We start from the raw sequence: 24,241 nt of genomic DNA on the forward strand, positions 1-24,241 counted from the left end.
TTGAAATGCAGCTTGTCGATAATTTGCCATAAATCGCACAAACATTCGCCGCGACCCGATTGTATTCCCGCATGAAACAAACTGACCGAACCTGCGGCAGAGTTTTTTTGTGTGACGGAGTACGAGTAATGCCCACTGGTTACAGGGTCAATCTTGTCGATTCAACGCTGGACAATGGAGATTCGATTGGCACCTCGCTGATCACATTCTCAACCGCGTCAGTAATCGGCAACGGGACATGGACATGGACCGGCAGGCAGTTCTGGTATTCGCTGGTATCCACCAACACCACCTCCGGTGTCTATTATCAGGCAACGGACGGATTCGTCTATTTTGTCCCCAGTTCCTCGATCTCCTCGGTGTCATCCGGAAGCGTCAGCACTGCGCCGCGCCATTCCGTTGCGGATCAGATAATCGAGGGGACAGATAGAAGCGAGCTGATCGACAACAGCTTTACCGATATCGAAGGCGAAGGCGTAGGCACCGACGCCAATGTCGTCAGAGCAGGCGCCGGGAACGATACCGTTCTGTCCAGTGCCGAAAACGATACGGTTTACGGCGAAAGTGGCAATGACAACATAGATGGCGGCAGTGGCAATGATGTAATCTTCGGCGATACGGGCGCCGAACCTGCCGCTGCGCTCAACGAGGTGCTTGACTGGACAACAGTTGGTCCCGATGCCACCAACCTTGCCGCAGGCTTTACGCAAGACACCGGAGCAATGAAAGTTTCGGTCAGCTTTGCCAATAACGGCAATAACAATCCGACCTATGAAGTCGAAACCGGCGAGACAATGTATGTCGCCCCGGGCGAGCCGTTCGACCCCAGTTCGAGCCTCTACCTGTTCGGCGACGGTGACGCTGCAACATCAACCACGACGATCCGTTTCGATGCTGAACCTGACAGCGGCATGCAGGATCAGGTCCAGAACGTGCGCTTCCGCATCAACGACATTGACTGGGGCATTGGCAACCACCGTGACATCATCACCGTCACGGCGCTGGATGCGAACGGCAACTCTGTTCCCGTGTCCATCACGCTAGGCGGTGGCGACACGCTGGCTGGCGACACCATCACCGCCAATAACAGCGCGGACAATCCTGACGATCTTGGCGGTTCGGCCCTGATCGAGATCACCGGACCTGTCAGCGAGATCAGTATCGCCTATGGGAACGGTCTGTCTGACACACAGGGCATCTGGATTACCGATATCCATTTTACAACCATCCCGCATGTGGCGGGTGATGACACTCTGGCCGGTGGCGATGGCAATGACGACATCTACGGCGAGAGCGGAGATGACCAGTTGTTCGGCGGCACCGGTGATGATGTCCTCTATGGCGGCAATGGCAATGATACAATCATCGGCGGCGCGGGTGCAGATCTGATCTACGGAGACGCGGGCAACGACCTGATCTCTGTCGGATCGGGCGATACCGTCTTCGGTGGTGCGGGCAACGACTCATTTGTGCTCGACGAGACCGCGCTTGGTGGCGGTGGCATCACGATTGACGGTGGCGAGACAGATGAACCCGGCGGCGATACGATTGATTTTGCAGGGCTGATCGACTGGGACGATGTCACCTACACCAATACCGATCCCAATGCGCTGGCGGGCAATGCCACTTTAGCCGACGGCACGGTTGTCACCTTCTCCAATATGGAAAGCGTGATCATCTGCTTTACGGCGGGCACGGACATCCTGACAGCGCAAGGACTGCGCCGCGTCGAGGATCTGCGCCCCGGTGATCTGGTGGTGACACGCGACAACGGTATGCAACCCCTGCGCTGGGTGGGGCATCGCTCGGTGCAAGGTCAGGGCAATTTCGCACCTATCCGCATAGAGACCGGCGTTTTCGGCAACACCCGCCCTCTGCTTGTATCGCCGCAGCACCGGATCTTGCACCGTTCCAGTATGGCTGCCCTCTATTTCGAATCACCCGAAGTACTGCTTTCGGCAAAACATCTGGTGAACGGACGCACCGTGACACAAACGGACTGCGACAGTGTCACCTATGTGCATCTGCTGTTCGACCAGCACGAGATCATCTTTGCCGAAGGGACTGCCAGCGAAAGCTTCCATCCCGGCGAGATTGGCCTGCAAGCCCTGTCCGAGGACAGCCGCGAAGACCTGTTCCGCTGCTTTCCGGCGTTGCGAAGCGACCCCAACAGTTATGGCAATACCGCACGCATTTGTCTGCGCAAACATGAAAGCCGCCTGCTGGCCTGCCTCTAGGAACCAATCGGGGTCAACGTAAGCACGAAGTCGCGCGGCCTTTAGCCGTGCCAGCGGTCCAGCACGCCAGCCAGCGCATCCCAATCGGTGTATTCCTTGTCGCGTTGCGGATCGACAACCTCGCCCTTGCTATGGGCGATCCAGCGCATGGCCAGACCTTTGAAAAAGTCGTATTGCGTGAAACGGAATGCGCCAGCAACATGCACCACTTCAGATGGAGTCCAGCCGGTGTTTTGTGCGAATTCCGAGGCAATGCGCGCAATATCTGCGCGTTCCTCAGGATCATTGCCTGCTGCGGCCAATGAAACCATCAGGAACAACCCCGCCCGCTTGGACAGGTCCGCGGCGTGATGCGCGGCAAAGCGTGATAAGTGAGACTGCAAAACCCCACCATGCAGTGACCCCGCCAGAATGGCGGCGTCAAAGCGGGAAATGTCAAATGGGTCATCGTCTTCCAGATCGGCAAGCGGCAAAAGCTCGACGCTTGCCCCCTTGGCGATCAGATGGTCGGCGCAAAATCGCGCGATCTTGCGGGTTTGACCTTCGGTCGTGGCATAGGCGATCAGGATTTTCATGGTCATATCTCCGGCTTGAGGGAAAGCCGCAGCATATCACCGCACAGGTTTACCCGCCTTGCGCTGGCGCAAATCGTATAGCTATCAGGCCGATTTCAGGACTTTGCGATCCCGCGCCGCCCAGTCGCGCACCGCATCACCAAAAGCTGTGAACAAGGGCCGCGAGACCGGATCATTTGCCGCGTCCCATTCAGGATGCCATTGAACCGAAAGAGTAAATCCCGGCGCATCCTTGACATAAATCGCCTCGGGCGTGCCATCGGGGGCATATCCGTCTATCACGATCCTTGCACCGGCACGGCAGATGCCCTGCCCGTGCAAGGTATTCGTCATCACCTCCGGCGCGCCCATCAGACGGTGGAAAACGCCTCCCTCGCTGAAGCTGACGGTGTGCCGCAGGGCGAATTTTTCCTCAAGCGTGCCATCGGGGGGCATGCGGTGGTTCATCCGCCCCGGCAGATCGCGGATTTCGGGGTAAAGACTGCCGCCCATCGCGACATTCACTTCCTGAAAACCACGGCAAATGCCCAGAAACGGCTGGCCGCGCTCGACACAGGCCCGCACCAGCGGCAGGGCAATCGCATCGCGGGCACGGTCGAAGGCGCCATGCGCCTCGGTCTCGTCCTCGCCATATTCGTTGGGGTGCACATTCGGACGTCCGCCTGTCAGCAGGAAACCATCGCAACTGTCGAGCAGTTCATCGACCGACACGAAACGCGGATCGGCCGGAATAAGCAGCGGCATACAGCCCGCGACACAGGCCACAGCCTCGGAGTTCATCGCACCGCCTGCATGTGCGGGATACTGGTCATTGATCAGATGATGGTTGCCGATAATGCCGACGACGGGTCGTGCCATGCCTGCTGTCCTGATGGTGTTACGCGCCTGTTAAATCCCAAGATATAGGTTTCCGCACAGCAATGAAACACGAAAGCGGGGCATTTCTGCCCCGCTTTGCCGCATCTGCCCGTATTTACGGCGCTTTTGCGCCGCTCACCGCCTGTCTGCACCTTGACCGGATCAGGCCTTGGCGGCAAAGCCTGCGGCCTCGATCCCCGCCACGGCCACGGCAGCATCATTGTCGGATGTGTCGCCCGTCACACCGACAGCGCCCACGACATTATCTCCCTGCATGACCAGCACGCCACCCGGTACAGGGATCAGCTTGCCATCATAGGCACCATTCACAGCAGCAATAAAATAGGGCTGCTGTTCCGCCCGCGCCTGCAGGGCCGATCCAGGCATGCCAAGCATGACTGCGCCATAGGCCTTGCCACGTGCGATCTCGAAACGCCCGGGGCTTGCGCCATCCTCGCGCTCGAAAGCCAGCAGATGCCCGCCCGCGTCCAGCACAGCAACGCTAAGCGGCTTCAACCCCATCTCGTGGCCTGCCTTGCGGGCCACGTCGATCATCAGCCGTGCCTGATCCAGTGAAATCATCATGATATCCTTTTGATGGGCCAGTTATGCCGCTTTGAATTCCAAACGACGCCGGTGCAGTACCGGCTCGGTATAACCAGAGGGCTGCACGCGCCCCTGGAACACCAGATCGCAAGCCGCCTGAAAGGCGATGCCGTCGAAATCCGGTGCCATCGGCCGATAAAGCGGATCGGACGCATTCTGACGGTCCACGACAGCGGCCATTTTCCGCATCGCCTCCATCACCTGATCGCGGCTGACAACGCCATGATGCAGCCAGTTGGCGATATGCTGCGCCGAAATGCGGCAGGTCGCGCGGTCTTCCATGAGACCGACATCGTTCATATCCGGCACTTTGGAACAGCCTACACCCTGATCAATCCAGCGCACGACATAGCCCAGAATGCCTTGGGCGTTATTCTCGACCTCGGCGATCTTCTGCGCCTCGGTCCATTTCTGGTAGGTGGCCAGCGGGATATCCAGAACGCCCTCGACATGGCCGCGCCGTCCGCCCTTTGCAAGACGCCCCTGCACGGCGAAGACATCGACCTTGTGGTAATGCAGCGCATGCAGCGTGGCCGCCGTGGGGCTGGGCACCCAAGCGCAGTTCGCGCCCGCCTTGGGGTGGCCGATCTTCTGCTCCAGCATCGCGGCCATCATGTCGGGCATGGCCCACATGCCCTTGCCAATCTGCGCCTTGCCGGACAAGCCACATTCAAGCCCGATATCGACATTCAGATCCTCATAGGCGGTGATCCAGCCCTTGCGCTTGATGAAATCCTTGCGGCTGAAAGGACCTGCTTCCATGCTGGTGTGGATCTCGTCGCCCGTGCGGTCCAGAAAGCCGGTGTTGATGAAGGCCACGCGGGTTTTGGCGGCGCGGATACATTCCTTGAGGTTGACGCTCGTGCGCCGCTCCTCGTCCATCACACCGATTTTGACGGTGCTGCGCGGCAGGCCCAACACATCCTCGACCCGTGCGAAAATCTCGTCGGCAAAGGCCACTTCCTCGGGGCCGTGCATCTTGGGTTTTACGACATAGACCGACCCTAAAGTGGAATTGCCGCGTTTTTGCAGGTCGTGCATGGCGATCATGACAGTCATCATCGCATCCATCAGACCCTCGAACACCTCGTTGCCCTCGGCATCCAGAATGGCGGGGTTGGTCATCAGATGACCGACATTACGCACCCAAAGCAGCGCGCGGCCCTTCAGGGTCAGGACACTGCCATCAGGCGCTGTGAACACCCGATCCGCCGACAGGCGGCGCGTCAGCGGTTTGCCACCCTTCTCGAATGTCTCTTCCAGATCGCCCTGCATCAGACCCAGCCAGTTTCCATAGGCCAACACCTTGTCCTCGGCATCGACGCAGGCTACCGAATCCTCGCAATCCATGATCGCAGAAATCGCGGATTCCAGCACCACATCTGCCAGCCCTGCCTGATCGCGGCTGCCGATCGGATGGGTGCGGTCGAAAACCAGTTCGACATGCAACCCGTTATTGACAAGAAGCACCGCGTCCGGCGCCTTGGGATGACCACGGAAGCCGGCAAATTTTGCGGGGTCCATCAGCGGATGATCGTCGATCAAAAGCTGCCCGTCCTGCACGTGATAGCGCCGCGCATCTGCATGGCTGGTGCCCTGCACAGGGAATGCCTCGTCCAGAAACACGCGGGCACGTGCCACAACGCGCGCACCGTGGCCGCGATCATAGCCGCCTTTGGGCGCGAGGCGCCCCATCGCATCGGTGCCGTAGAGCGCGTCGTAGAGGCTGCCCCAGCGGGCATTCGCGGCGTTCAACGCAAAACGTGCATTGGTGATCGGCACCACAAGCTGCGGGCCGGGGATGCTGGAAATCTCGGGGTCGACATTGCTGGTCTCGATCTTGAAATCACCGCCTTCCGGCAGAAGATATCCGATCTGTTCCAGAAACGCCTTATACGCCGCCGCATCATGCGACTGGTTGCGCCGCGCGATGTGCCAGGCGTCGATCTGGCTTTGCAGATCAGCGCGCTTGTCCAGCAATGCGCGGTTTTTCGAACTCAGATCGCGGATCAGCGCGGCAAATCCCGACCAGAAGGCATCGGGAGCAACACCGGTTCCCGGCAGGGCGCGCGTCTCGACGAAATCGAAAAGCTTCCGGTCAACCTGCAATCCGTTTGTGGTCACGCGCTCTGTCATGGTCTGGCTCCCTCAGATGGCGGCATCCGGCCGCTAACCCCGTTGTGTCGCGTTCTAGAACCAAAGTTTCCGATAGGCAACACGGGCGGTCAGGAAAACTAACCAAAATCAGCGCCCCTCACCCGTCTTGTCCGGCACACCCCTGGCCTTGCCGCGCATGGTCCGGCACCGGTCGGAACAATAGCGCACCTCGTCCCAGACACGTTCCCATTTCTTGCGCCACGTGAAAGGCCGCCCGCACGTGGCGCAGGTCTTTTCGGGCAGGTCGGATTTGCGTCGCATCGCCATCAGAAATTGAATCCCATCTGCCGCGTATCCTTTTTCAGACGCACAGGATCGCGGCGGAACCGCCCCTTGGCGTCCTTGCGACTGGCGTGTTTTTGCACAACTTGCGCCGCCTGCGCGCGAAACCCCTCGCCCTTGCGCACCGCCCAGACCCGGTCGCGCGCGGAGGCGGCGGCCTGTTTCACATCCACGACCGGAACCGGATAGCGCAGGCGCGCGGCCCCTTCCCAGCGCCACGGCTCTTGCAGGAATGCATCCGGCACATCCGCCAGTTCCGGCACCCAAGCCCGCGTAAACGCCCCCACCCGGTCCTGATCCAGCCCCTGCTTGACCGGATTATACATCCTGATCGTATTGATCCCCGTCGTGCCCGATTGCATTTGCGCTTGGCTCCAGTGGATGCCCGGCTCGTAATCGGTGAACATCCGCGCCAGATGTGCGCCTGTCGCCCGCCAGTCCAGCCACAGGTGGTAGCTGGCCACCGAAGTGACCATGCTGCGCATCCGGAAATTCAGCCAACCGGTAGCCGCAAGCGAGCGCATGCAGGCATCGACAAAAGGCAAGCCTGTCTCGCCCTTCGTCCATGCCTCCAGCCGTTCGTGATCAGGTATCGCGGGGCGCAAGCCCTCATAGGCAGGATGCAGACAGCGATGCTCGATCTCCGGCTCGTCCTCCAGCTTCTGGATGAAATGGTCCCGCCAAGCCAGACGCGACCGGAACGACCGCACTGATCCCGCCCATGCCGCCCCGCGTGCCAAAGCCGCCGCGCGCGCCGCGCTCTGGTCCACCTCGCGCAACGACAGCGCGCCCAGCGCCAGATGCGGTGACAGCCGCGAACAGGCCGTAGCCCCCTCTAGCGGCGAGGACATGGCGCGCCGGTAATCCTGCCCGCGGTCCTCCAGAAACGACGCCAGCAAGGACAGACCGGCAGCGCGCCCGCCCGTCTGCCGCAGCGGTGCATCCGCACCAAGCTTGAGTGTGGCAGCCCCCGGCAATGCCTGTGACGCGACACCGGTTGTCGGTGTGACCGGCCCCGCCACCACCAGAGGCGCGCGCATGAAGGCATCGCGCTGCGCTGCCCAACCGTCGCGCCCGCGCATCCGGCGAACGACACCCGATTGCGGCAGTTCGGTCCAGACCACACCTTGGCCTCGCGCCCATGCCGCCACATGGCGATCCCGCGCATAGGTCCAGCGGTTGCCGGTTTCCGCATGGCTGACCACCTGCGTAATCCCCAGCGCCTGCCGCAAATCTTCCAGCACATCGACAGCCGCGCCAACACGCACAACCAGCCGCAGACTGATCCGCTCCAACTGATCCTTCAAATCCACCAACGCCTCGCGCAGCAGGCCGTAATGCCGCGCATCGGCATCGCTTTGCGCCCATAGCCCCGGCTCGACAATGTAGAGCGGCAGCACAGGCAAGCCTGTCCGCGCCGCCTGTGCCAGCGCCGGATGATCCGCCACCCGCAGATCCCGCTTGAACCAGAGTATCACGCCCGCCATCCCAAGCGATCTAGCAGCCCCGCGCCAAAGGCAACGCCGCAACAGGCTTCATCTTGCCAAAAATACTCATCTCGCAGCCAGCACGACAGGCGCGCCCATTGCGAAGGGGCACCACGCGCCCTACCCTTCTGACAGCAACATCCCGAGGAATGAAATGAAAGACGCCAGTCCCCAGCCCGTTTACCTGTCCGATTACACGCCTTTCGGCTATCTGATCGACGCGGTGCACCTGACCTTCCGGCTGGACCCGCACAAGACACGCGTGATCAGCCATATCCGTTTCAGGCCCAATCCGGACAGCACAGACCGGCGGTTTTTCCTGCATGGCGAGCAGTTGACCCTGATCACCGCCAGTATCGACGGACAGGCCATCACCCCCGAAGTCACGCCCCAGGGCCTGACCTGCCCCGTTCCCGACGCGCCCTTTATTTTCGAGGCCGAGGTCGAGATCGCGCCCGCCGCCAATACCGCGCTGGAAGGGCTCTACCAGTCGGGCGGGATGTATTGCACCCAATGCGAGGCCGAAGGCTTTCGCAAGATCACCTATTATCCCGACCGTCCCGATGTGATGGCCGTCTTCACCGTCCGGATCGAAGGGGCCGAGACTGTCAAACTGTCAAACGGCAACCCGACAGCACAGGGCGAGGATTGGGACGAATGGCACGACCCTTGGCCCAAGCCTGCCTATCTCTTTGCCTTGGTCGCAGGCGATCTGGTCGCGCATGCGGATCAATTCACCACCGCATCCGGCCGCGATGTTACCCTCAATATCTGGGTGCGTCCGGGGGACGAGGGCAAATGCGCCTTTGGCATGGACGCGCTGAAACGCGCGATGTTGTGGGATGAACAGGTCTACGGGCTCGAATATGACTTGGATATTTTCAACATCGTCGCCGTCGATGATTTCAATATGGGCGCAATGGAGAATAAAGGCTTGAACATATTCAACTCAAGCTGCGTTCTCGCTTCGCCCGACACCTCGACGGACGCGAATTATGAACGCATCGAGGCGATCATCGCGCATGAGTATTTCCACAATTGGACCGGCAACCGCGTCACCTGCCGCGACTGGTTCCAGCTATGCCTCAAGGAAGGGCTGACCGTTTACCGCGACAGCCAGTTCACATCCGACATGCGCTCGGCACCGGTCAAGCGGATCGCGGATGTGATCGCCCTGCGCGCGCGCCAGTTCCGCGAGGATAACGGACCGCTGGCCCATCCGGTGCGCCCCTCCAGCTTTGTCGAGATCAACAATTTCTACACCGCCACCGTCTATGAGAAAGGCGCCGAACTGGTCGGCATGCTCAAGACTCTGGTGGGCGATGCGGCCTATGCCGATGCGCTCAAGGCATATTTCGCTCGCCATGACGGGCAGGCCGTGACCATCGAGGACTGGTTGAAAGTCTTCGAGGATGTGACAGGCCGCGACCTGACCCAGTTCAAGCGCTGGTATACAGATGCGGGCACTCCGCGCCTGACGGTCACAGACAGCTGGCAAGACGGCACCTATACGTTGCATATCCAACAGCATACGCCCGCGACGCCCGGCCAGCCCGACAAGGACGCGCGCGTGATCCCGATTGCCGTGGGGCTGCTGAACCCCAACGGGAACGAGGTCGTGCCGACCACCATCCTGGAAATGACCGAGGTTTCACAGAATTTCCGCTTCAAGAACCTCTCTGCGAAACCAGTCCCCTCGATCCTGCGTGGCTTTTCCGCGCCCGTGATCCTCGAGCGTGCCTCCGACAATGCCGAGCGCGCCTTTCTGCTGGCCCATGACACCGACCCGTTCAACAAATGGGAGTCAGGGCGCGCCCTTGGCCGCGAGACCCTCATGCAGATGACGTTGAGCGGCAGCGCGGTCGACCCTGCCTATCTGGACGCGCTGCGCGCCGTGCTGCGCGATGACAGCCTTGATCCGGCCTTCCGCGCGCTGGCCGTGCGCCCGCCCAGTCAGGACGATATCGCCCAAAGCCTGCATGATGCGGGCCATACGCCAGACCCGCAAGCCATCTACATGGCCACCGACCGTCTGGGGCAAGCGATGGCACAGCATCTGGCCGATCTGCTGCCGGAACTCTACGCTGCGATGACTGTACCGGGCCCCTACAGCCCCGATGCGGCCGCCGCTGGCAAACGCGACTTGCAGGCCCTGTTGCTGTCCTTGCTGACCCGTCTGGACGGTGGCAGTACCGCGCGCGCCCAATATGCAGCCGCAGATAACATGTCCCAGCAACTGACGGCTCTGTCCTGCCTGATGGCGCGGCAATTGGGCGAGGCGGAACATCAAGCCTTCCACGACCAGTGGCGCCGTGACCGGCTGGTGATGGACAAATGGTTTGCCCTGTCCGTCAGCCATGCCCGCCCCGAAGATGCCGCCAGCCGCGCCGTCGCTCTGACAGCACATCCCGACTTCAACATCCGCAACCCCAACCGTTTCCGCGCCACTTTCGGGGCGCTGGCGGGCCATGCGGCAGGGTTCCACCACGCCACCGGCAAAGGCTATGCAACGCTGGCCGACTGGCTGATCCGGCTTGATCCGCTCAACCCGCAGACCACGGCGCGGATGTGTGCGGCCTTCGAAACATGGAAACGCTATGACAGCGCCCGCCAGCGCCACGCCCGCGCCGCGTTGGAGCGTATTCTTGCCGCCCCCCATCTCAGCCGCGATACGACCGAAATGGTCAGCCTCATTCTGGGTGACTGACCGCAACACAAGGGAAAGCCCCTGCCTCTTCTTGCCAAAAATATCCATGACCAGCCTGCAGCATGAGCCGCCCCTTGCCGCCTGAGGACCCGCCCGAAGACCCGCCAGAAGACCCGCCTGTGCTGGCCTATCGGTTGCGTGGCCGCAATAGCCGCACTGCCGGGGTTCTAGCGGCGATCTGGTCCGCATTGGCAGCACTGATCGTCGCCGTGGACGCGTCCGTCTGGATCGTGGCCGGCATCGCGCTGTTCACGCTGCCCGCTGTCTGGGATCTGGTCGCGGACCGTCCGTCAGGAATGCGGATCGACGCAAACGGGCTGGAATGGCATAGCGGGCGTCAGAGGCAGACCCTGCCCCTTGTGCGGATCAAGGCCGTGCGTCTGGACCGGCGGCTGGATCTGAGCTTCCGTGTCAGCCTTGTCCTGCACGACAACAGCCGTATCCGGCTGCCGCAAGAATGCCTGCCCTCCATGGACAGGCTGGAAACAGCCTTGCAACAGGCCGGTATTCAGGTGGAACGTCACCCTTTTTCGTTGCTCTGACCAACCAGATCTGCGGGGCGCGCCTGTGGCCGTATCGCGGAGAGCGGCTTGCAATAGGTTTGCTGTGCCAGCCAGCCCTGCATTGCGCCCCGTTTGCCCGCGTCGCGCATCGGCCCCCAATCTGCGGCGACACCGCGCCAGCGTCCGGCCTGCTGGGCGATCACGCCGTCGCGCGCCACTGTGCGCGCCATGATCCTGAGCGCACAGGACAGGTTCGCAGCCCCGCTTTGCAAGGCCGCACCGCTGCGCGCATGACAGCCATAGCCTACCGCCGTTGCGGGCAATATCTGAAGCAATCCGTGATAAAGCCCGCCACCCCCGACAGCCGCCGCACGGTGCCCGCTTTCATAGCGCGCCAGCGCCGAGGCAAAGCCGACCCAGAAGGCGCGGCGTCTGTCCACATCGGCCTGCCGGTAGGCAGGGCACCATGTGTCGATATCGCCGGGCACCAAGCGCGGCAGCGCCGCGGCATGGCCCTGCAGGGCCGACAGCGCCGCCCTTGTCCACAACGCCGACCCGCGCTGCCTGTCCCATGCCATGCGGGGCAGCACGTCACTGCGCGCTTGCGGCCGCGTGGGGGCTGCGGGCAGCATCCCTGATGTGGTCAGAGTTGCGGTCGTGATTGCAACGTCCTGCCCCGTGGCAAGCGAGGGGACCAAGGCGATCCAAAGCAAAACAAGAATGGCGCGCGACAGCATCGGCGCAGATTGCCTTGACGAACCGAGTCGCGAAAGCCTGTTGTTGCGCCACAGGCGCACCTTTGCTCATCGCAATGCCACAGGCGTAGCCTTGCTCATCACAGTGCCACAGACGCAACGTCGCCCATGACAGCCTTGCACAGACTGCGCCCTCTGCCCTCTTGCTCCGCCCGCAGCCCTGCCCTAGAACGCTGGCACAGTGTGACAAAGGACCGGCCCGATGCTTGATCTGACCTACGAGACTCCGAAACCCCGCGTGATCAGCGGAGCCAAGCAAGATTGGGAACTGGTCATCGGGATGGAGGTCCACGCTCAGATCGCCTCGAATGCAAAGCTGTTTTCCGGTGCCTCCACCAAATTCGGCAATGAGCCCAACGCCAATGTTTCCTTCGTGGATGCAGCCATGCCCGGCATGTTGCCCGTGATCAACGATTTCTGCGTGGAACAGGCGGTCCGCACGGGGCTGGGCCTGAACGCCCAGATCAACCTGTGGTCGGCTTTCGACCGCAAGAACTATTTCTATCCCGACCTGCCGCAGGGCTACCAGATCAGCCAGCTTTACCACCCCATCGTGGGCGAGGGCGAAATACTGGTCGAGATGGGCAACGGCATCGCGCGGCTTGTGCGGGTCGAGCGTATCCATATCGAACAGGATGCGGGTAAATCCATCCACGACATGGACCCGAACATGTCGTTTGTGGACCTGAACCGCACCGGCGTGGCACTGATGGAGATTGTCAGCCGTCCCGATATCCGCGGCCCCGAAGAGGCAGCGGCCTATGTCACCAAGCTGCGCCAGATCCTGCGCTATCTTGGCACCTGCGATGGCAATATGCAGAACGGCAACTTGCGCGCCGATGTAAACGTGTCGATCTGCGCGCCCGGCCAATACGAGAAATTTCAGGCGACCGGCGATTTCAGCCATCTTGGGACGCGTTGCGAGATCAAGAACATGAACTCGATGCGCTTCATCCAGATGGCGATCGAGGTCGAGGCGCGGCGCCAGATCGCAATCGTCGAAGGCGGCGGCGCGGTCGTACAGGAAACCCGCCTCTATGATCCCGACCGCAACGAGACCCGTTCGATGCGCTCCAAGGAAGAGGCGCATGACTACCGCTATTTCCCCGATCCGGACCTTTTGCCGCTCGAGATCGAACAGGCTTGGGTCGATGATATCAAGGCCCGCCTGCCCGAACTGCCCGACGCCAAGAAGGCGCGGTTCATGGGGGATTTCGGCCTGACCGATTATGATGCCAGCGTGCTGACCGCCGAACTGGATGCTGCGGGCTATTTCGAGGCAGTGGCGCAGGGGCGCGATGGCAAGATGGCGGCGAACTGGGTTATCAACGAACTGTTTGGCCGCCTGAAGAAAGACAGCCTTGATATCGCGCAAAGCCCTGTCAGCCCCGCGCAACTGGGCGGGATTATCGACCTGATTGCCTCGGGCGATATCAACGGCAAGATCGCCAAAGACCTGTTCGAGATCGTCTATACCGATGGCGGCGATCCCGCGCAGATCGTCGAGACGCGCGGCATGAAGCAGGTCACCGATACCGGCGCGATCGAGGCCGCTGTAGACCAGATCATCGCCGAGAACCCCGCGCAGGTCGAAAAGGCCAAGCAGAATCCGAAACTGGCTGGCTGGTTTGTGGGGCAGGTGATGAAAGCCACGGGCGGCAAGGCCAATCCGGCAGCGGTGAACCAGCTTGTGATGGAAAAGCTCGGCCTATGAGGATCGCAAACCGTTCAGGGGACAGGAGACAGCCATGACCATTCCCGCGCCGTTCATATCCTCGGTGATGGAGGTCGAACCGCAATGGATCGACCATAACGGCCATATGAACATGGCCTATTACAACGTGCTGTTCGATCGCTGCGCCGACGAGGCCTATCAGTTGATGGGCTTTGGGCCAGACTATATCAAGTCACGGGGGCATTCGACATTTACAGCGGAATTTCACATCTGCTATGTCCGCGAACTGCATTTGGGGGCCAAGGTCCGCTCGACCTTCCACCTGATTGCCCATGACGAAAAGCGGTTCCACACCTATCAGGAACTCTGGCACGAGGATGGCTGGCTGGCCGCCACCGGCGAGGCGCTGGGGCTGCATATTGACATGTCCGGTCCGAAAGTCGCGCCCATGCCCGATGATATCCGCGCCAAACTGGCCGCCCTGCAGACAGCACATGATACTCTGCCACGCCCCGAACGGATCGGACGTGCGATAGCTCTCAAGCGGCGCTGAGGGCGGCACGCAGGGCAACGCGGATAATCGCCGGTCTTTGTGCGAGCGCCACGACAAAGGCTGGAATGACACCGCCGCCCCTGCTAGACACACCCGACCCAAATGTCAGGATCTCATCCCATGAGCTATGAATACCGCGTGATACCTGCCCCCGTGAAAGGGACAAAGGCCAAGGGCGCCAAGACAGCCCCCGACCGCTTTGCCCTGACATTGCAGGAAGCCATGAACGCCATGGCCAATGACGGCTGGGAATTCCTGCGTGCCGAAACCCTGCCATCCGAGGAGCGCGCGGGCCTGACGGGGACCAAGACGGTCTATCACAACATGCTGGTTTTCCGCCGCAAGCGCGATACCGATCTGGCCGCTTTCAACCCGCGCGAGATCGAGACAGGCACCCAGACATCGCGCCCCTTGCCAGAGGCAGTTCCGTTCCTGCGACCCTCGCTATCCGCTGTGTCGGAGCCTTCCGGCAATGCGCCGCCCGTGCCCTCGCCGCGCGCACTGACCGGCAGTCTGGTCAAGGATACGCCGCGCGACGAGACCTGACACAATCTGCGGTCTGGCCTTCTTCCGTCTGGCCACGTTTTTTTAGCCGGTGTTGCGATCAGGCCTGAATATCAAGCGCCAGCGCATGGATACGCCCGATCAGATCGGGCCCCAAAGCACCATGAATCGCGCGATGCCGCTCCAATCTGGTCATTGTCTCGAATTTTGGCGACCTGATAACAACGCGAAAATGGCTCTCACCGCCCTCGGCATAGCCCGAATGCCCGCGATGCTGCTCGCTTTCGTCAATAACTTCAAGATGTTGCGGTGTGAACGCTGTTTCAAGTGCCTGTGTGATCTCTTCTGTCCGTGTCATTATTTTGCCTGCTGCCCCCTTCAATCCTCAGGCAAACAGTCTAAACTCTGTGCTCCGAGTCGAAAAGGTGAACCTATGTCCAAGCCAGATCCCTTCGGATTCGACATGTCCGTATCGTCAGCCAAGAAGAAGAACCCCCGCGGTCGCCGTGGCATGTCCGGCGCTGTTGAGACCTCAAGCCGGATTTGCGATCACGAGGGCTGTCAGGAGGCTGGAAAGTTCCGCGCGCCCAAGGCACCCGATGTGCTGGACGACTATCTGTGGTTCTGCAAAGAGCATGTGCGCGAGTATAACCTGAAATGGAATTTTTTTGACGGCACCACGGAGGCCGAAATCAACGCGCAAATGTCCAAAGACAAGGTCTGGGAACGCGCCACCAAACCGCTGGGCGATCCCGAAGCCCGCGCATGGGCACGGCTGGGGATCGAAGACGCGCATCAGGTGCTGGGCAGCAACGCTACGCGTAATCCGGGCAAGTCGATCACCGGCGGCACGCGCAAGCTGCCACCGACCGAGCGTCGTGCGATCGAGATTCTGGAAGCCAAGGACCACTGGACCAAGGCCGAGGTCCGCAAATCCTACAAGGCGCTGATCAAGGTGCTGCATCCCGATATGAACGGCGGGGACCGCAGTCAGGAAGACCAGTTGCAAGAGGTTGTCTGGGCTTGGGACCAGATCAAGGACAGCCGCAATTTCAAATAAGTGGGCTTGCCCCTTGGTCTAGTGATCGCTCTTGTCGCGGAGCGACAGAGTTTGGCGCAATCCCAACAGGCTTTCGGAATGCTTCAGGGCAGTCTCTAGATCGAGATCCAGTTCCTGCATGATCTGATAGGGAATGTCCGAGCATTCATTGGCAACCTTACGCCCCTTGTCCGTCAGAAACAGATCGACCCGCCGCTCGTCATCGCCGCTGCGCGCCCGCCGGACGAGGCCCATCGCCTCGATCCGTTTGAGCAGCGGTGACAGTGTATTGGTTTCAAGACACAGATCCCGCGCCAGACTGCCGACATGCTGGCCATCGGACTGGTGCAGCCGCAACATCACCAGATATTGCGGATAGGTCAGCCCCAGCGGCGCCAGAAGACGCTTGTAATAACGCGTGAACGCGTGACTGGCCGCATAAAGATTGAAGCACAGCATCGCATCAGGTTCAGGGCTTTTCGCCATGTTCACTTGTCCAGTCCGCCACATCTTGGACTAAGCTAGCGACAATATCGCCCGCGATCAATTCCACTTGTGAATCTCGCGAGCGATCTGGCGGTAAAGAGCCTGCCGCGCAAGTCGGTCAGGACGGGTTTCAGGCCGGTTTGAAGACCAGCGACACCCCGTTCAGACAATGCCGCTTGCCGGTCGGCGCAGGTCCGTCATCGAAGATATGTCCCAGATGACTGCCACAACGACTGCAGTGACATTCCGTGCGCGTCACGAAAAGCTTGCGATCGGGTTTGGTGCCGATCGCGCCGGGCAATGCCGCGTAGAAACTGGGCCAGCCGGTGCGGCTGTCATACTTGGCCTCGGATGCGTAAAGCGCCAGATCACAGCCACGGCAATGGTAGACGCCCGGATCATAGACCTTGTCGAGCGGTGACGATCCGGCCCGTTCGGTGCCTTCCTCGCGCATCACGTTGTATTGCGCCGTCGTCAACATGGCGCGCCATTCCGCATCGGTGCGCGTCACCGCGAACGATCCGCCCTGTGCGCGGCTGCGGTGCGTGCCGGATAGCCCGAAGGCCAGCGCCGCACCGGACAATATAGAAAAACTGCGTCGGTTCATATCCGATCCTCCTGATCCATTCCATTTGCGTGCACCGCCTGCAGTTCCGCAAGCGCAGGCGGTGCACGTTCATGTGACCGGGGAGGCACATGAACAGGCTCCCGACGTAAAGGAACCTGAAGAAGTCACGCGATACGGCCTGAAAAAGTTTCACCCGCCGAAAGTTTCATCCCGCAAGGCAGATCGGGAAATCACGGCGCATCGCCGCAAGGGAAAACGGCGCGCCCCCTTGCCCTTGGGCGTATTATGTTGCACCAAACCTGACAGAGATACCACGCAGATGCATGAGGGCCGGAGGCCCTATACGGGAAGGACAGCTCCATGGCCGATGGCATGATCGACATCAACGCGAAACCCACCGAGGATATCTCGGTCCGTGAGGTTTTCGGGATCGACACCGATATGGTTGTCAAAGGTTTTCCCGAGCGTACCGAACGCGTGCCCGAGCATGACAGCACTTATAAATTCGATCCCGACACGACCTTGGCGATTCTCGCGGGTTTCAGCCATAACCGCCGCGTGATGATCCAGGGCTATCATGGCACGGGCAAATCGACGCATATCGAACAGGTCTCGAGCCGCCTGAACTGGCCCTGCGTGCGCGTCAACCTTGACAGCCACATCAGCCGGATCGACCTGATCGGCAAGGATGCGATCAAGCTGAAAGACGGCGTGCAGGTGACCGAATTCCACGAGGGCATCCTGCCTTGGGCCTTGCGCAACCCGACCGCGATCGTGTTCGACGAATATGACGCGGGCCGCGCCGATGTGATGTTCGTGATCCAGCGCGTGCTGGAAGTGGACGGCAAGCTGACACTGCTGGACCAGAACGAGGTGATCACGCCCCACAAGTATTTCCGCCTGTTTGCGACCGCGAACACCGTGGGTCTGGGCGATACGACCGGCCTGTATCACGGCACGCAACAGATCAACCAGGGTCAGATGGACCGTTGGAGCCTTGTCGCGACGCTGAACTATCTCAGCATCGAGGCCGAGACCAATATCGTGCTGGCCAAGAATCCGCATTACAACACCGAAAAGGGCCGCAAGACGATCAAGCAAATGGTGACCGTGGCCGACCTGACGCGTACCGCCTTCATGAACGGCGATCTGTCCACCGTGATGAGCCCACGCACCGTGATCGCATGGGCACAGAACGCCGAGATTTTCCGCAATGTAGGTTATGCGTTCCGCCTGTCCTTCCTGAACAAATGCGACGAGTTGGAACGCCAGACCGTCGCCGAGTTCTACCAGCGCCTGTTCGACGAGGAATTGCCGGAATCGGCGGCCAGCATGGCGATGAAGTGATCCGTTGCTTTTCCGCCCCTATCGGGTCGTCCGCGCGCGCAGATGCCCCGACAGGGGCGGCTAAGCCCTTGACCGCGACCGGAGAGGTGAGATGAGCAAACCGACCGACAACCCCGCCGATCCGTTCAAAAAGGCGCTGGCCGAGGCCACCAAGGTCATGGCCCATGACCCCGATCTGACGGTCAGCTATTCGGTCGATCCTTCGGGGCTGTCCGGTGACGCGATGCGCTTGCCGCAGGTCAGCCGACGCATGTCCCGCGACGAGGTAATGCTGGCGCGCGGCACCGCCGACGCGCTGGCGTTGCACCGCCGCTACCACAATGATGCCCTACATGCGCGCTACGCCCCTCCGGGCCAGATGGCCCGCGAGCTTTACGAGGCGATGGAAACCGCCCGTTGCGAGGCGATGGGCGCGCGCGACATGCCGGGCACGGCTGGCAATATCGACGCCAAGATCGCGCATGAGGCCGCGCGCGCGGGCTATGACCAGATCACGCAAGCCTCGGATGCGCCGCTGGCCACCGCTGCGGGTTACATGATCCGCCATCTGGCCACAGGCCGCGATCTGCCGACCGGTGCGCAGAACGTGATGGAGTTGTGGCGCGGCTTTATCGAGGATCAGGCGGGCGGCACGCTGGAAGGTTTGCAGGACACGTTGGCCGATCAGGGGGCTTTTGCCAAATTCGCGCGCAAGGTGATCGAGGATCTGGGTTACGGCGACCAGTTGGGCGATGATCCCGACCAGTCCGACGAGGATGACGACAACGCCGACGATAGCGCCGATCAGCAGGAAGACCCCGATAGCAGCGGTCAGGACGACCAGCAGCAGGAAGAGGCCGAAGCCAGCCCCGAGCAATCCCAAGAGGACAGCCAGGACGCAAGCCAGGCGCAGGTCAGCATGGACGAGATGGCCGATCAGGAGATGGGCGAGGATACCGAACTGCCCGACGGCGAGGCCCCGCTGGAGCCGCCTGCCCCGCAGCCTATCTCTGATGCCGACCCGAACTACGCGGTCTACAACACCGATTTCGACGAGGAAATTCTGGCCGAGGAACTGGCTGATCCGGTCGAACTGGAACGTCTGCGCGCCTATCTGGACCAGCAATTGGAGCCCTTGAAGGGGGCCGTGGGGCGGCTGGCCAACAAGCTGCAACGCCGCCTGCAGGCGCAGCAGAACCGTTCGTGGTTGTTTGATATGGAAGAGGGTATTCTGGATGCAGGCCGTCTGGCGCGCGTGGTCGCGAATCCCACCACGCCTTTGTCCTTCAAGGTCGAGAAAGACACCGAATTCCGCGACACTGTGGTGACACTTCTATTGGACAACTCCGGCTCGATGCGGGGCCGCCCCATCAGTATCGCCGCGATCTGTGCCGATGTTCTGGCGCGCACGCTGGAACGTTGTTCGGTCAAGGTCGAGATTCTCGGCTTTACCACCCGCGCCTGGAAAGGTGGCCAGAGCCGCGAAAAATGGCTGGCCGAAGGTCGCCCGCAGCAGCCCGGCCGCCTGAACGATCTGCGCCACATCGTCTATAAATCCGCAGATGCCCCATGGCGGCGAACACGGCCCAATCTGGGACTGATGATGAAAGAGGGCCTGCTGAAGGAAAACATCGACGGCGAGGCGCTGGAATGGGCGCATCGCCGCATGATGGCGCGGCCAGAGGCGCGCAAGATTATGATGGTGATCTCGGACGGCGCGCCGGTGGACGATTCCACCCTGTCGGTGAACCCCGCGAACTATCTGGAAAAACACCTGCGCGACGTCATCGCCATGGTCGAGCGGCGCCGCGCGGTGGAACTGATCGCCATCGGCATCGGCCATGACGTGACGCGCTATTACCAGCACGCGGTCACGATCACTGATGTCGACCAGTTGGCCGGAGCCATGACCGAACAACTGGCAGGCCTGTTCGACCGCGACCCGCGCGCGCGTGCCCGTATGATCGGCATGAAGAGGGCGATGTAGGATGTTCCAGAGTTTTGACGAAAGCGCCCGCCCCGAGCAGGGTCCGCCACGGCTGGCGGCACTGCGCGAGGATCTTGCGCGCGACGGGCTGACCGGCTTTGTGGTTCCGCGTGCTGATGCGCATCAGGGCGAATATGTCGCGCCCCGCGATACGCGACTGTCATGGCTGACGGGCTTTACAGGATCGGCCGGTTTCGCCTGCGTGCTGCCGCATATCGCGGGTGTCTTCATCGACGGGCGCTACCGCACGCAGGTCAAGGGACAGGTGGACCTTGACCATTTCACGCCGGTGCCTTGGCCTGATCTGTCGCTGGCCGAATGGCTGCGCGGGCAATTGCCCAATGGCGGGATCGTGGGCTTCGATCCGTGGTTGCACACGGCCGAGGAGATCGCCAAGATCGAGGAGGCGCTGGCAGGCACCGCCATCACCCTGCGCGCTGTCTCGAATGCGGTCGACCGGATCTGGCCCGACCAGCCTGCACCGCCTGCAGGCTTGATCACCCCCTACCCCGAGGATCTGGCGGGCGAGGCGCATCACGCCAAGCGTACCCGCCTTGCGGTGGGCTTGCGGAATGCGGGACAGACAGCCGCAGTGATCACGCTGGCCGATTCCATCGCATGGCTGCTGAACATCCGCGGCACTGATATCCCGCGTAACCCGGTGCCGCATGGTTTCGCCATCCTGCATGATACAGGCAAACTGACGCTCTATACCGATCCCGCCAAATGCGATGACGCCTTGCGCGCCCATCTGGGCGACGAGGTCACCCTGCGCCCTGTCGAGGCTTTCGGCCCCGGCCTGCGCAGCCTGACAGGCCCCGTGCGCGTCGACCGCGCGACGGCCCCGCTCTGGGTCAGCCAGGAACTGGCCGAGGCGGGTGTTGCCTGTGTATGGGGCCAAGACCCCTGCATCATGCCCAAAGCCACCAAAACCAGCGCCGAGATCGCCGCTACGACCGAGGCGCATCTGCGCGATGCCGCCGCGATGGTCGAGTTCCTGACATGGTTCGACGCACAACCCGCAGGCAGCCTGACCGAGATCGACGTCGCCACCGCGCTGGAAGGCTTCCGCCGCGCCAGCAACGCCCTGCGCGATATCAGCTTCGAGACCATCGCGGGCACCGGCCCCAATGGCGCGATCATGCATTACCGCGTGTCACGCAGCAGCAATGCGCGGCTGGAACAGGGCCATCTGATCGTGGTCGACAGCGGCGGCCAGTATCTGGATGGCACCACCGATATCACCCGCACTTTGCCTGTGGGCGATGTCGGCGAGGATGAGAAAGCCTGCTTTACCCGTGTGTTGCAGGGTATGATCGGGGTTTCCCAACTGCGCTTTCCCAAGGGGCTGGCGGGGCGCGATATCGACGCTATCGCCCGCGCGCCGCTTTGGGCGGCGGGGCTTGATTTCAACCACGGCACCGGCCACGGCGTCGGCGTCTATCTGTGCGTCCATGAAGGCCCGCAGCGGATCAGCCGTGTTTCGGACGTGCCGCTGCAACCCGGCATGATCCTGTCCAACGAACCGGGTTATTACCGCGAGGGCGCATTCGGCATCCGTATCGAGAACCTGATCGTGGTCCGCGAGGCCCCTGCCCTTGCCGGGGCCGATGACCGCGCCATGTACACCTTCGATACGTTGACATGGGTACCGATCGACCGCCGCCTGATCCTGCCCGCCATGTTGGGCAGCACCGAGCGCGCTTGGCTGAACGGTTACCACGCGGCCTGTCTGGAAAAAATCGCCCCTCGGATATCCGACGCGGCACGGCTATGGTTGACACAGGCGACTGCCCCGCTGTGACAGGGTCGTGTTACATCAGGCGGGCAAGACAACAGAAAACGAGGGACGACAATGGCCGATCATATCAAGATCCACAAAGCCGAAGGCACTTGGGTGGTCCGCGCAGGCGGCGCCGTTCTAGGCGAATCCAGCGATGCGCTGGAACTGACAGAAGGGTCCATGCCCTTCGTGATCTATTTCCCGCGCAAGGATGTCGCGATGGCCTTTCTGGACAGCACCGACCAGAAAACCACCTGTCCGCACAAGGGCGTGGCGAGCTATTTCTCGATCGTGACGAAAAGCACAACATTGGCCAATGCCGCGTGGTCCTATGAAGACCCCAAACCGGCGATGGAGCGGATCAAGGGCCATATAGCTTTCTACGCCTCGGACACTGTTGCGGTGGAACAGGTCTGACCCGCTCGCCGGATGCACGTCACGCGCGCTGCCGCTTGGATATTCGAGGTAAGAAGAAACCGGCCTCAGCTATGTTCCTCGGCAGCGGTTGCGGCCAATGCGCTTGTATAGGTCTTCAAAGCATCGACATGGAACAGCGCACCCCATAGTTGCGGGGTGCCATCGGCATCTGCAGGGGTGATCACTGGCACAAAGGGCACGCCCGCGCGGTCGAACAGGGGTAAGGCTGCTTCCAGCGTAGCGGTAATCTCGACATAGATACCGTCCTCGATCATCTCGTGACACCGCGCCTCGTCCGCCATGCCGGGATCGCCGACTTTACGCATCACGGCCCCCACGCGGAACATCGACAAAAGATAGGCCTGCGGCCCCGCCGCCAGATGCACGCCGCGCTGTTCCAGTTGAGTCAGAAAGAACGAGCGGTCCACAAGGCGCGAGGCCAGTGCGGTGGACAACGACACCGCAACCATCACGGCAATCCCGATCTGCCAGTCGCCGGTCATCTCGAACACGATCAGCGTCGTGGAAATCGGCGCGCCCAGCACAGCCGCCGCCACCGCACCCATTCCCGCCAGAGCATAGATGGTGGAGGCCCCTGACACATCTGGAAACAGCGCCGTGGCGATCATGCCGAAGGCCAGCCCCGTCAGCGCGCCCACCATCAGCGAGGGCGAGAATACCCCGCCCCCCATGCGCCCGCCCATGGTGATGGCCACAGCCACCACCTTGAGGATGCAGAACACCACGGCCTCTTGCAGCAGCAACTGGCCGGTCAGGGCGGCGGAGGTGGTCTCGTAGCCGACGCCGATGATATGGGGAAACCAGATTGCCAGCCCCCCCAACATCGCGCCCGACACAGCCGGACGCAGCCAGCGCGGCAGGCCAGTAGCAGACTGTATCCTGTTTCCCAGATCCTCGGCCACAAAGATCGCACGCATCAGCACGGTCGCCACAAGGCCGCAAAGCAGGCCAAGGATCAGAAAGGCAGGCAATTCGCCATAAAATTCCAATGTGCTGACACCGGGCAGAACGAACTCGGTCACTCCGCCATATTCGATACGGTTGATCACCGTCCCCGCTACCGCCGCGATGGCGATAGGTGCAAAGGAATGGACCGCGAAATGGCGCAGCACCACTTCCAGCGCAAAGATCGCCCCCGCGATCGGCGCGTTGAAACTGGCCGAGACCGCCGCCGCCACAGCACAGCCCAACAGATCGCGACCCGTGATTCCATCGGCACGGATGCGTTCGCTGACCCAACTGGATATCACTGCTGCAATGTGGACAACCGGCCCTTCGCGCCCGCTTGAGCCGCCAGTGGACAGCGTGATCAAGGACGCCGCAGCCGAGGCAAGCCCCGCGCGATGCTCGACCCGCCCGTCCTGCATTGCCGCCCCCTGGATCACATCAGCGACCGAACGCACGCGCGCATCGGCTGTGAAACGGTGCAGGATGATCCCCACGACCAGTCCGCCCGCAATTGGCAGCGACAGCACCCAGTACCACGGCATGGTCGAGGCAAAGCTATGCAGCATCGCCACATCATCCGTGCCATATAGAAAGGCCTGTAAGGTCTCGATCCCCTTGCGGAAAAACAGCGCTGCAAAACCCGCAGCAATCCCGATCACCAGCGCGATAAGCCAGAACTGGAACTGGCTGGGACCGCGCTGGCGCAGCACTCGCCACATATCGGCAAGGACCACCATGGCGCTATCGCGCAATTTCAGAAGATCAGC

Annotated in this window: 22 protein-coding genes; 11 read left to right on the plus strand and 11 right to left on the minus strand. The window is 61.5% G+C overall.

The window, feature by feature from the left end:
- Positions 1 to 128: 128 nt before the first annotated feature.
- Positions 129 to 2,237: a Hint domain-containing protein gene (locus K7H22_RS10535; protein ID WP_230800774.1), complete on the plus strand. Its 2,109-nt coding sequence runs from the start codon at positions 129 to 131 to the stop codon at positions 2,235 to 2,237.
- A 41-nt stretch (positions 2,238 to 2,278) separates the two neighbouring features.
- On the opposite strand, the gene K7H22_RS10540 is transcribed toward K7H22_RS10535, so the two are convergent.
- The 6 genes from K7H22_RS10540 to K7H22_RS10565 all read right to left on the minus strand — a co-directional run bounded on the left by K7H22_RS10540 (position 2,279) and on the right by K7H22_RS10565 (position 8,202).
- Positions 2,279 to 2,818, minus strand: a complete 540-nt coding sequence (locus K7H22_RS10540) for a flavodoxin domain-containing protein (RefSeq protein WP_230800775.1) — start codon at positions 2,816 to 2,818, stop codon at positions 2,279 to 2,281.
- 78 nt (positions 2,819 to 2,896) lie between these two features.
- Positions 2,897 to 3,670, minus strand: coding sequence for a gamma-glutamyl-gamma-aminobutyrate hydrolase family protein (locus K7H22_RS10545; protein ID WP_230800776.1), 774 nt, complete (start codon positions 3,668 to 3,670; stop codon positions 2,897 to 2,899).
- A 162-nt stretch (positions 3,671 to 3,832) separates the two neighbouring features.
- The gene (locus tag K7H22_RS10550) at positions 3,833 to 4,255 is read right to left on the minus strand and encodes a GlcG/HbpS family heme-binding protein (protein ID WP_230800777.1); all 423 of its coding nucleotides are present in this window, start codon (positions 4,253 to 4,255) and stop codon (positions 3,833 to 3,835) included.
- A 21-nt stretch (positions 4,256 to 4,276) separates the two neighbouring features.
- Positions 4,277 to 6,412, minus strand: coding sequence for a malate synthase G (locus tag K7H22_RS10555; protein WP_230800778.1), 2,136 nt, complete (start codon positions 6,410 to 6,412; stop codon positions 4,277 to 4,279).
- Between the two features lie 108 nt (positions 6,413 to 6,520).
- On the minus strand, positions 6,521 to 6,700 hold the full coding sequence (locus K7H22_RS10560; RefSeq protein WP_419248171.1) for a DUF2256 domain-containing protein: 180 nt from the start codon (positions 6,698 to 6,700) through the stop codon (positions 6,521 to 6,523).
- Positions 6,700 to 8,202, minus strand: a complete 1,503-nt coding sequence (locus K7H22_RS10565; RefSeq protein ID WP_230800779.1) for an FAD-binding domain-containing protein — start codon at positions 8,200 to 8,202, stop codon at positions 6,700 to 6,702. The genes K7H22_RS10560 and K7H22_RS10565 overlap by 1 nt, the downstream gene beginning before the upstream one ends.
- 154 nt (positions 8,203 to 8,356) lie before the next feature.
- Here K7H22_RS10565 and pepN point away from each other — a divergent pair, with 154 nt between their 5' ends.
- Both pepN and K7H22_RS10575 read left to right on the plus strand, forming a co-directional pair.
- Complete coding sequence (gene pepN / locus K7H22_RS10570) at positions 8,357 to 10,909, plus strand: aminopeptidase N (protein WP_230800780.1); 2,553 nt, start codon at positions 8,357 to 8,359, stop codon at positions 10,907 to 10,909.
- A gap of 62 nt (positions 10,910 to 10,971) precedes the next feature.
- Positions 10,972 to 11,451 (plus strand): hypothetical protein, encoded by a 480-nt coding sequence (locus K7H22_RS10575; RefSeq protein WP_230800781.1) that lies wholly within the window; start codon positions 10,972 to 10,974, stop codon positions 11,449 to 11,451.
- Here the strand turns inward: K7H22_RS10575 and K7H22_RS10580 are convergent.
- Complete coding sequence (locus tag K7H22_RS10580; protein WP_230800782.1) at positions 11,430 to 12,149, minus strand: lytic transglycosylase; 720 nt, start codon at positions 12,147 to 12,149, stop codon at positions 11,430 to 11,432. The two genes, K7H22_RS10575 and K7H22_RS10580, sit on opposite strands and share 22 nt — an antisense overlap.
- A gap of 220 nt (positions 12,150 to 12,369) precedes the next feature.
- Between K7H22_RS10580 and gatB the strand changes: the two genes are divergently transcribed.
- The 3 genes from gatB (at position 12,370) to K7H22_RS10595 (ending at position 14,941) form a co-directional block, all read left to right on the plus strand.
- Positions 12,370 to 13,881 carry an Asp-tRNA(Asn)/Glu-tRNA(Gln) amidotransferase subunit GatB gene (gene gatB / locus K7H22_RS10585; protein ID WP_230800783.1) on the plus strand — a complete coding sequence of 504 codons (1,512 nt, stop codon included), beginning with the start codon at positions 12,370 to 12,372 and terminating at the stop codon, positions 13,879 to 13,881.
- Positions 13,882 to 13,915: 34 nt separating this feature from the next.
- Positions 13,916 to 14,395 carry a thioesterase family protein gene (locus K7H22_RS10590; protein WP_230800784.1) on the plus strand — a complete coding sequence of 160 codons (480 nt, stop codon included), beginning with the start codon at positions 13,916 to 13,918 and terminating at the stop codon, positions 14,393 to 14,395.
- Between the two features lie 120 nt (positions 14,396 to 14,515).
- Positions 14,516 to 14,941 carry a DUF4177 domain-containing protein gene (locus K7H22_RS10595; RefSeq protein ID WP_230800785.1) on the plus strand — a complete coding sequence of 142 codons (426 nt, stop codon included), beginning with the start codon at positions 14,516 to 14,518 and terminating at the stop codon, positions 14,939 to 14,941.
- 58 nt (positions 14,942 to 14,999) lie between these two features.
- Here the strand turns inward: K7H22_RS10595 and K7H22_RS10600 are convergent, their stop codons facing one another.
- The gene (locus tag K7H22_RS10600; RefSeq protein WP_230800786.1) at positions 15,000 to 15,257 is read right to left on the minus strand and encodes a BolA family protein; all 258 of its coding nucleotides are present in this window, start codon (positions 15,255 to 15,257) and stop codon (positions 15,000 to 15,002) included.
- Between the two features lie 75 nt (positions 15,258 to 15,332).
- Here K7H22_RS10600 and K7H22_RS10605 point away from each other — a divergent pair, with 75 nt between their 5' ends.
- On the plus strand, positions 15,333 to 15,959 hold the full coding sequence (locus K7H22_RS10605; RefSeq protein ID WP_230800787.1) for a J domain-containing protein: 627 nt from the start codon (positions 15,333 to 15,335) through the stop codon (positions 15,957 to 15,959).
- A gap of 18 nt (positions 15,960 to 15,977) precedes the next feature.
- Here the strand turns inward: K7H22_RS10605 and K7H22_RS10610 are convergent, their stop codons facing one another.
- Both K7H22_RS10610 and msrB read right to left on the minus strand, forming a co-directional pair.
- Positions 15,978 to 16,424, minus strand: a complete 447-nt coding sequence (locus K7H22_RS10610) for a MarR family winged helix-turn-helix transcriptional regulator (RefSeq protein ID WP_230800788.1) — start codon at positions 16,422 to 16,424, stop codon at positions 15,978 to 15,980.
- Between the two features lie 130 nt (positions 16,425 to 16,554).
- Complete coding sequence (gene msrB, locus K7H22_RS10615; RefSeq protein WP_230800789.1) at positions 16,555 to 17,031, minus strand: peptide-methionine (R)-S-oxide reductase MsrB; 477 nt, start codon at positions 17,029 to 17,031, stop codon at positions 16,555 to 16,557.
- A gap of 321 nt (positions 17,032 to 17,352) precedes the next feature.
- Between msrB and cobS the strand changes: the two genes are divergently transcribed.
- From cobS to K7H22_RS10635, 4 genes are all read left to right on the plus strand, one after another.
- Positions 17,353 to 18,339 carry a cobaltochelatase subunit CobS gene (gene cobS, locus K7H22_RS10620; protein ID WP_230800790.1) on the plus strand — a complete coding sequence of 329 codons (987 nt, stop codon included), beginning with the start codon at positions 17,353 to 17,355 and terminating at the stop codon, positions 18,337 to 18,339.
- 91 nt (positions 18,340 to 18,430) lie between these two features.
- Positions 18,431 to 20,305 (plus strand): cobaltochelatase subunit CobT, encoded by a 1,875-nt coding sequence (gene cobT / locus K7H22_RS10625; RefSeq protein ID WP_230800791.1) that lies wholly within the window; start codon positions 18,431 to 18,433, stop codon positions 20,303 to 20,305.
- 1 nt (position 20,306) lies between these two features.
- The gene (locus tag K7H22_RS10630; RefSeq protein ID WP_230800792.1) at positions 20,307 to 22,109 is read left to right on the plus strand and encodes an aminopeptidase P family protein; all 1,803 of its coding nucleotides are present in this window, start codon (positions 20,307 to 20,309) and stop codon (positions 22,107 to 22,109) included.
- Positions 22,110 to 22,160: 51 nt separating this feature from the next.
- Complete coding sequence (locus tag K7H22_RS10635; protein WP_230800793.1) at positions 22,161 to 22,505, plus strand: DUF427 domain-containing protein; 345 nt, start codon at positions 22,161 to 22,163, stop codon at positions 22,503 to 22,505.
- A 65-nt stretch (positions 22,506 to 22,570) separates the two neighbouring features.
- On the opposite strand, the gene K7H22_RS10640 is transcribed toward K7H22_RS10635, so the two are convergent.
- Positions 22,571 to 24,211 carry a chloride channel protein gene (locus tag K7H22_RS10640; protein ID WP_230800909.1) on the minus strand — a complete coding sequence of 547 codons (1,641 nt, stop codon included), beginning with the start codon at positions 24,209 to 24,211 and terminating at the stop codon, positions 22,571 to 22,573.
- Positions 24,212 to 24,241: the final 30 nt, after the last annotated feature.

The sequence above is a fragment of the Seohaeicola saemankumensis genome, assembly GCF_021021435.1.
Lineage (GTDB): Bacteria > Pseudomonadota > Alphaproteobacteria > Rhodobacterales > Rhodobacteraceae > Seohaeicola.